Genomic DNA, 8,685 nt, shown 5'->3' with positions numbered 1-8,685 from the left:
GTTGTATCTAAAGCCAGCCAAGCGCTTTTGTTAGACCAAGCAGATGGCCTACGGCCGCTCGCCAGCGGCCAGACGGCGGTTGATATCGGCGATAACCGGGGCGATGTCGGCCAGGGTATCAATCACATAGTGTGCCCCCGCCGCCCGCAGTTTGGCCTCGGCCGGTGCGCGCCGGGCGGCGATCTCAGCCTCACTCATGGCGACAAACTCGTCCCAGGTGGCGCCAAACTCGTTGCCGGAAACCGACAATCCCACCGTCCACATGCCCGCGTTAAGCCCTTCGCTAATACCCGGCACGGCGTCATCCACCTTGATGCAGCGATGCACCGAGCTCACTCCCAGCTCAATCACGTTGGCCAGCGCCATCCAGGGGCCGGGGCGACCACCGGCTTTGAGATCGTCGGTGGCGACCCAGTGATCCGGCCGATAGCCGTGATCGGCCGCAGCAGGTACCAGCGCCTCCATCACAGGACGGGGATAACCGGAGCAGGAGCCGATTTTCATCCCCTGACCCCGCAGAGCATCCAGCACCGGCAACACGCCGGGGATGGGGTCGGCGAAGCGGGTCACGGCGGCAATCTGCAGCGGCATAAAGGTGTGATAAATGTGGTCCACCTCGGCGTGGCTCATGGGGTGGCCAAAGCGTGCCTGCCAGCGCGCATCCACCGAGGGCAGACGGCCCAGCGCGGCGATATGATCCCACTTGCCCAACCCCATGGGCTGGCGCGCCTCATCCAGAGTCACGGGGAAGTCATAGGCGCGGGCGAAGGCCTCGACGAAGATGGAGGTGGGGGCGAAGGAGCCGAAATCGACGACGGTGCCGGCCCAGTCGAGGATCAGCACCTCTACGTCGGTGGTCGGGTCTACAACAATCTGCAAGTCAGTCATGGTGATGTTCCTGTTTCGGTGAAAGTGCGATCTCGCCGAGGGCGCGATCGAGAATAGCGATGGCGCGCACCAGATCGGCGCGGGCGATATTGAGCGGTGGCGAGAGCTGGATAACGTTCCCTTGGGAGATCTTGAAGCTGAGCCCCAGCTCCAGACAGCGGTAGAGCAGCCGCTCGGCGGCCTGGCTATTGCGGGCGCGACTCTGATGATCGACCACCAGATCGAGCGCCCACAGGAGGCCGATACCGCGTACTTGTCCTATCAGCGGGTGACGCTCGGCCAACTTGCCGAGCTCGGCCGCCATAAAACGGCCATCCTCCTGCGCTTTTGCCAGCAACCCCTCTTCGCGGATGGTCGCGATGGTCGCGAGCGCCGCCGCGCAGCCGATAGGGCTCTTCTCGTGGGTGTAGTGACCGAGTGAAATAGCTGCGGCCTGATTGAACCGGTCGCGGGTGATGAGCGCTGCAAACGGCACCACCCCGCCCCCCAGCCCCTTGCCCAGACAGATGATGTCGGGCTCGATGCCGAACTCTTCAAAGCTGAACCAGTGGCCGGTGCGACCCAGGGCATTCGGGATCTCGTCGACGATCAGCAGCACCTTGTGGCGATCGCAGATCTCCCGCACCCGCTGCCAGTAGGCCTTCGAGGGCACCTGTACATCGGTGTTGCGGATCGGCTCGGCGATAAAGGCGCCGATCCCCCCCTCCTTCTCGATGACATACTCCAGATAATCGGCGTAGTGCAGGTCATCCCCCTCCCCGCGGTACCAGACACCGCGATAACGGGTGGGAGGCGGAATGCGCTCCACTCCGGCCATCAGCGGGCCCATACCGGCGCGAAAACAGGCCTCGCCACCAACTGAGATAGCATCGAGGGAGGCGCCGTGAAAGGCATCCCACAGGGATACCACCTTGCTGTTGCCGGTGATAAAGCGGGCAAGCTTCAGGGCAATCCCCACCACCTCGCTGCCGCCGGGGGCGAACAGAACCCGGTTGAGATCGCCGGGGGCCAGTTCAGCCAGGGTGCGGGCACAGTCGATGGCAACCTGATGGGTGTAGCGGCGGGGCGCAAACGGCAGATCGGCGAGTTGCTGCTGCACCGCGGCCACCACCCTGGGGTGGCCGTGGCCCAGCTGATGGACGCTGTTGCCGTGAAAATCGAGGTAACACTTGCCCGATACGCTGGTCAACCAGCTCCCCTGCGCCCCCTCGATCAAATCCAGACAGGGGGTGGAGAGCGCCTGATGGAGGAAGTAGCGGCTATCCTCCGCCAATCCGGCCCGTACATCTTCGCTCTGGCCCGCCCACCAGCGCGCCCGCCCCTCGCCGAGGTTGATATCCCCTTCGCTATCGGCACGGCCGCTGCCGTGCAGCTTATGGTCATGCAAATCGCGGCCACACAGGTCACGACCCTGAGCCAGCATGCTGGTCATCGCGCGTCCCCTTGCCAGTAGCAGGCGCTGGCCATGGCGGCGAGCAGATCGCACACCCGCTCCGGGGTCACGTTGCCGATATTGCCGATACGGAAGCAATCGGCCTGGGAGACCTTGCCCGGATAGATGACAAAGCCCAGCGCCTTGAGCCGCTGGTAGAAGTCGGCGAAGCGGTAGTCAGGGTGGGTCGGAGAGTAGAAGGCGGTGATGATGGGAGATTGCCACTGTTCTGGCAGCAGTGGCGCAAAGCCGAGGGCAGTCATCCCCGCCACCAGCGTGCGCTGATTTTCACTGTAACGCTGATGACGGGCTTCAATGCCCCCCTCCTCATCCAGCTCGCGCAGCGCCTGGGCAAAGGCGAGCACGGTATGGGTGGGCGAGGTAAAGCGCCACTTGCCCCCCTGCTGCTCCATGGTCTGCCACTGGGCGTGCAGGTCGAGGGAGACCGAGCGGGCGCGCCCGGCACAGGCCGCCAGCGCGGCGCGGCGGGCGATGACTAAGCCAAAGCCCGGCACCCCCTGAATGCACTTGTTGGCAGAGCTGATGAGAAACTCGATGCCAAGGTGTCCCATGTCGATGGGTATACCGCCAAAGCTGCTCATGGCATCGACGATCAGGCGGATGCCGCGGCGCTGGCAGAGCGCAGCTACCTCATCGAGCGGATTGAGCATGCCGGTGGTGGTCTCGCAGTGCACCATGGCCAGATGAGTGATCTCGGGGTGGCGCGCCAGCATCGCCTCGATGGCGGCGGGCTCCGGGCGGGTGGTCTCGCCGCAGTCCAGCTCATGGTGACGTAGGCCAAGGCAGCGGGCCATCTCCCCCATGCGGGCACCGTAGGCGCCGTTGTTGATGATCAGCAGACACTCATCGACGCCTATCGCCGAGCCCAGCACACTCTCCACCACATAGCTGCCACTCCCCTGCAGCAGCACGGCGCTGTAGTCACTTTGATATTCAGGGCCAGTGGCGAGGCGCACCAGCTCGCGGCGGATGGGCTCCACCACGCCCTGATTGTAGTCCGCATCCCAGGTACAGCTGTCTTGCAGCATGGCGGCGCGCACCGTGGCGGTGGTCGAGAGGGGGCCCGGGGTCAGCAGCAGGTAATCAACGGCGGCGGGGGCCGCAGGAATATGGGTCATGACTTCGCTCCTTTTGGTATATACCAGAATGAGCACATTGTGGGTAACTGCCCCGCCAAGGTCAAAGGGGTGGCGCTACGTGCAACAAAAAATTCATTTTCAGCGCAGGGATCGCGATAATCTAGGAAGCCTGAACAACAGGGGCGATTCTGGTATCTACCAACGCATGTTGATGTTGCCGTGAAACGACCGGGCAGATGACCTGCCCTGTCCCCAGCCCATTGCCCAACTCATTGCACAACTCATTGCACAATCAGGGATTTTCATGAGCAAACCGCAATATCTGCAGATCAAGGATGCCCTCGCCAACCAGATCCTGGCAGGGGGTCTGGCCCCCAACGACAAGCTTCCCTCCGAGCGGCTGCTGGGGGAACTCTATGGCACCACCCGGGTTACCATCCGCGAGGCACTGGTGCAGCTGGAGGCGAACGGCCTTATCTATCGGGAGGATCGCCGCGGCTGGTTCGTCACCCCGCCGCGCTTTCGCTTGAACCCCAGACGCACCTCCAACTTTCACCAGATAGTGCGGGAGCAAGGGGGAGAACCGCACACCGAGCTGCTGGAGAAAAGCCGCCAGGCAGTACCGCCCGCGTTGATGGCGCAGCTGCAGCTCAAGCCGTTCGACAGCCTGTTTCTGCTAAAACGGCTGCGCTACGCCAACGGGCGCGCCATCTGCTACTGCGAGAACCACTGCCTGCCTGAGCGGGTACCCGGCCTGCTGGAGCTGGATCTCAACGGCAGTCTGACCGAGATCTACCAGGCCCATTACGATCTCCACTACGCCCGCATGCAGGTACGTTTCTTCCCCACCGCCCTGCCGGACGAGGTGGCCAAGGCGCTGGGGGCCACCGCCGGTCTACCCGCCCTGCGCCTCGAGCGACTCAACTTCGATCAGCACGGCCGGGTACTCGACTTCGATCTGGAGTACTGGCGTCACGACAGTCTGGAGATCGAGGTGGATACCCAGGATTAGTCACGGATAAATCAGGAACGGCAAAACGTCACGGGGCTGTCACGGTCACGTCATAAAGATCCCCTAGCCTCTCTCTCGACCAATCTGGTTTATACCAAACCAATTTAACTGGAGAAGAGGATGAAACAGGGAACCCATCTGCTGGCTGCCGCCGTGCTGGCTGCCATGACCGCCCCGGCACTGGCCGCGACCGATCTCACCGTCTACACCGCCTTCGAACCGGAGCAGCTCAACGAGCTGAAAACCGCGTTCGAGCGCCAGCATCCGGACATCAACATCAAGTGGGTGCGTGACTCCACCGGCGTGGTCACCGCCCGCTTGCTGGCAGAAAAGGCCCAGCCCAAAGCGGATGTGGTATGGGGACTGGCCGCCACCAGCCTGATGCAGCTCGATCAGCAGCAGATGCTCAATGCCTATGCACCGAAAGGGCTGGACAAGCTCGACAGCCGCTTTCGCGACAGCAAGGCCGAGCCGCACTGGATCGGTCTGGACGCCTTCTTCAGCGCCATCTGCTTCAACAAGGTAGAGGCAGAAAAACAGGGGATCCCGGCCCCCACCAGCTGGGCCGACCTCACCAAGCCCATCTACAAGGGCAAGGTGATCATGCCCAACCCCAGCTCCTCCGGTACCGGTTACCTGAGCGTTGCGGGCTGGCTGCAGACCATGGGCGAGCAGCAGGGCTGGCAATTTATGAACGGCCTGCATCAGAATATCGACCGTTACACCCACTCGGGCTCAGCCCCCTGCAAGCTGGCCGCCAGCGGCGAGACGGTGATCGGTATCTCCTTCGACTTCCCGGCTACCAGCCTCAAGGCCAAGGGTGCCCCCATCGAGGTGGTGTTCCCGAAAGAGGGTTCGGGCTGGGATATGGAAGCCGCCGCCATCATCAAGGGCACTCCCAAGCTGGAAGCCGCCAAACAGCTGCTCGACTTTGCCGCCACCGAACAGGCCAACGCCCTCTACAACAAGTCGTTCGCCGTGGTCGCCATTCCCGATGTAGCCCAACCGAGAGCGGGCTATCCGGCGGATATCAAAGGCCAGATGATCGACAACGACTTTAGCTGGGCAGCCCGCGAGCGCAACGCCATCCTGGCCCAGTGGAGCGCCAGCTTCGACGGCAAGACCGAAGCCAAACAGTAAGCGTGAAGGGCGGCGGTTTGTTCACGCCAGACACACCACCGCCAATAAACTGCCAGTCGAAGGCCAACAGCTGTTGGCCTTCGCTTTTTGGTTTTAACTTCCCGAGTTTGTATTGCCTTCAATTAGCGATGCTTAGTCCATTCGCACAGTGCCCAGCCACTTGCTGGCGACCCGATGTCATTTGACTGTCATCAAGCTGTCATCCCCCGATCACCTGACCGTCACACTTCACCCGCAAACTGGTATATACCAAATCAGTAGCGAGTCGAACCATGACCCAGCCCTATCTGGACATTCAACATCTCAACAAGCAGTTCGGTGCTTTTCAGGCCCTTAAAGGGATCTCTCTGACCATTGAGCCAGGGGAGTTTATCTGCTTTCTCGGCCCCTCCGGCTGCGGCAAGACCACTCTGCTCAGAGCCATCGCCGGACTGGATCTGCCGGACAGCGGCGAGATCTGGCAAGGGGGGCGCAATATCTCCCGCCTGCCGCCCCAGGAGCGCGATTTTGGCATCGTGTTTCAGTCCTATGCTCTCTTCCCCAACCTGACGGTGGCCCAGAACATCGCCTTTGGCCTTGAGAATCAGGGGCTGGCGCGGGATCTTATCAAGGAGCGAGTCGATCACTGGCTGGGGCTGGTGGATCTCACTGCCCAGTCCCACAAATACCCGAGCCAGATCTCTGGCGGCCAGCAGCAACGCGTAGCGCTGGCCCGGGCGCTCGCCCTCTCCCCCGGTCTGTTGCTGCTGGACGAACCGCTCAGCGCGCTGGATGCGCTGGTGCGCACCCACCTTCGCAGCGAGATCCGCGCCCTGCAGCAGCGCCTTGGCATCACCACCATCATGGTGACCCACGATCAGGAAGAGGCGCTGACCATGGCCGATCGCATCGTGGTGATGGAGGGCGGCCGCATCGTGCAGGTGGGCACCCCGCAGGAGATCTACCACCAGCCTGCCAGCCGTTTCGTGGCAAGCTTTGTCGGTACCATGAACTTCCTCGAGACCCTGGTGCTGAGCCCCAATCAGGTGCGCCTCAACGAACAACCGCTGCAACTCGCCAATCAGGCCACGGCCGGCAGCAAATTGCAGGTGGCGATCCGCCCCGAGGCGATCACCCTGAGTGCGCCGAGCGAGCCGTATCTTGGGCAACATGGCGTTGAAGCAACCATCGATCAGGTGGAGTTTCTCGGCGCTGCCCAGCGTCTTATCTGCACCGCCGACACCTATCTGGGCCCACAGCAAATTCTGGTGGAGCGCCCGACCCACGAGCTGCCCCGCCACGAACAGGGTGGCTGGCGCAGCGGCATGCGCTGCTCGCTGCACTGGCCCGCCGGGGCGATGCAACTGTTTGAAGGAGATCGCCCATGACAGCCCCCTTCGCGACCTCCTCCCTGCAGCCACCAGTGACAGCCCGCCAAGACTCTCGCTGGCAGCGGCTCTGTCGCGGCTGGAGCCGGGATCAGCTGCTGCAACTGATCCTGCTGGTGCTCGGCATCGCCCTGCTCACCGGCGGTCTGTTGCTGCCACTGCTCACCATGCTGCAAAAGAGTCTGCAGGATGAGAACGGCCTCTGGGTGAGCCTTGCCAACTTCAGCGCCTACTTCGACTCCCCTCATCTGGGGCGCACCATAGGCAACACCCTCTGGCTCGGGGTGCTGATCACCGCGCTGGTGGTGACCATCGCCTTTGGCTACGCCTATGCCCTCACCCGCACCTGCATGCCGGGCAAGAGCCTGTTTCGCCTGATCGGTTTGATCCCGCTGTTGATGCCCTCCCTGTTGCCCGCCATCAGTCTGGTCTATTGGTTTGGCAATCAGGGGATCGCCAAGGGGCTACTTGGCGGCGAGAGCATCTACGGCCCCATCGGCATCGTCATCAGTCTTGGCTTCTGGTGCTTCCCTCACGCCCTGATGATCCTTATCACGGCGCTGGGTCAGAGCGATGCCCGCCTCTATGAAGCCTCCCGGGTGCTGGGCAGCAGCGGCTGGCGCACCTTTGTCACCGTCACCCTGCCTACCGCCCGTTATGGCCTGCTCAGCGCAGCCATCGCGGTCTTCACCCTCACCATCTGCGACTTCGGGGTAGCCAAGGTGATTGGCGGCCAGTACAGCGTGCTGGCTACCGATATCTACCGGCAGGTGATCGGGATGCAGAACTTCTCCCTCGGCGCAGTGGCCAGCGTCACCCTGCTGCTGCCGGCACTGTTGAGCTTTGCCCTGGAGCACAGAGTGCGCAGCAAGATGCAGGAGCAGAGCAGCACCAAGGCGGTGCCCTATCAGCCCAAACCCCATCGGCTGCGTGACCTGCTGGCGCTCGGCTGGTGCACGCTCTGGGCCCTGCTGTTTCTGGCGCTGGTGGGGATGGCCGTTTACGGCTCCCTAGTGCAGTTCTGGCCCTACAACCTCGAGCTGACGCTGGATCACTACGCCTTTGACAGCAACAGCGTCTACGGCTGGCAGCCCTTTACCAACACCTTGCAGCTGGGCCTCTATACCGCGCTTATCGGCACCGTGCTGGTGATGGTGCTGGCCTGGGCGCAGGAGAAGGGGCGCCACTTTGCGCCGCTGCGCCAATTGCTACATCTGCTTGCCATGCTGTCGCTGGCGGTGCCCGGCATGGTGCTGGGGCTAGGTTATATCTTCTTTTTCAACGGCAATCCGCTCTTTGGCAGCCTCTATGGCACTCTGCCACTGATGGTGCTCTCCTGCGTCATCCACTACTACACCGTGGGTCATATGACGGCGCTGACCAGCCTCAAGCAATTGCCCAAGGAGTTGGAGCTGGTGGCCATCTCATTGCGCATTCCGCTCTGGAAGGCGTTTTGGCGAGTCACCCTGCCCGCCTCCCTGCCCGCGCTGCTGGAGATCTTCATCTATCTGTTCGTCAACGCCATGACCACCACCTCGGCGGTGATCTTCCTCTATTCGAGCGACAGCGTGCTCGCCTCCATCGCCGTGCTCAATATGGAGGATTCCGGCGATACCGCCGCGGCCGCCGCCATGGCCACCCTGATCCTGCTGGCCGCCACCACCGTCAAGCTGCTCCAGCTCTTTTTAAGTCGCGCCCTGCTGGATCGCACCCAGCGCTGGCGCCACCAATAACCATATCGAGGAG

7 protein-coding genes are annotated in these 8,685 nt (G+C 62.5%); 4 read left to right on the top strand and 3 right to left on the bottom strand.

Annotated features, from left to right (window positions below):
• Positions 1 to 48 precede the first annotated feature (48 nt).
• Genes phnX through phnW form a run of 3 tightly spaced genes read right to left on the bottom strand, consistent with a single transcriptional unit; the run spans position 49 to position 3,459 of the window.
• Positions 49 to 888, bottom strand: coding sequence for a phosphonoacetaldehyde hydrolase (phnX, locus tag AB5Y82_RS00355; protein WP_111900089.1), 840 nt, complete (start codon positions 886 to 888; stop codon positions 49 to 51).
• Positions 881 to 2,320: an aspartate aminotransferase family protein gene (locus AB5Y82_RS00350; protein ID WP_111900088.1), complete on the bottom strand. Its 1,440-nt coding sequence runs from the start codon at positions 2,318 to 2,320 to the stop codon at positions 881 to 883. Before AB5Y82_RS00350 ends, phnX begins: the two co-directional genes overlap by 8 nt.
• Complete coding sequence (gene phnW / locus AB5Y82_RS00345) at positions 2,317 to 3,459, bottom strand: 2-aminoethylphosphonate--pyruvate transaminase (RefSeq protein WP_368173515.1); 1,143 nt, start codon at positions 3,457 to 3,459, stop codon at positions 2,317 to 2,319. Before phnW ends, AB5Y82_RS00350 begins: the two co-directional genes overlap by 4 nt.
• A 265-nt stretch (positions 3,460 to 3,724) precedes the next feature.
• On the opposite strand from phnW, the gene phnR reads away from it, so the two are divergent.
• From phnR to AB5Y82_RS00325, 4 genes are all read left to right on the top strand, one after another.
• Positions 3,725 to 4,432 (top strand): phosphonate utilization transcriptional regulator PhnR, encoded by a 708-nt coding sequence (gene phnR / locus AB5Y82_RS00340; RefSeq protein WP_047438836.1) that lies wholly within the window; start codon positions 3,725 to 3,727, stop codon positions 4,430 to 4,432.
• Positions 4,433 to 4,552: 120 nt separating this feature from the next.
• Positions 4,553 to 5,572: a putative 2-aminoethylphosphonate ABC transporter substrate-binding protein gene (locus AB5Y82_RS00335; protein ID WP_005352506.1), complete on the top strand. Its 1,020-nt coding sequence runs from the start codon at positions 4,553 to 4,555 to the stop codon at positions 5,570 to 5,572.
• Positions 5,573 to 5,844: 272 nt separating this feature from the next.
• A complete protein-coding gene (locus AB5Y82_RS00330; protein WP_227342709.1) occupies positions 5,845 to 6,939 on the top strand; it encodes a putative 2-aminoethylphosphonate ABC transporter ATP-binding protein in 1,095 nt (364 codons plus the stop codon).
• Entirely contained in the window at positions 6,936 to 8,672 is a 1,737-nt protein-coding gene (locus AB5Y82_RS00325) for a putative 2-aminoethylphosphonate ABC transporter permease subunit (protein WP_368173514.1), read from the top strand. Before AB5Y82_RS00330 ends, AB5Y82_RS00325 begins: the two co-directional genes overlap by 4 nt.
• Positions 8,673 to 8,685: the final 13 nt, after the last annotated feature.

Source organism: Aeromonas sp. s13, from assembly GCF_040907905.1.
Lineage (GTDB): Bacteria > Pseudomonadota > Gammaproteobacteria > Enterobacterales > Aeromonadaceae > Aeromonas > Aeromonas veronii.
The sequence above is the reverse complement of the archived record's forward strand: the minus strand, read 5'-3'. Positions and strand labels throughout refer to the sequence as shown.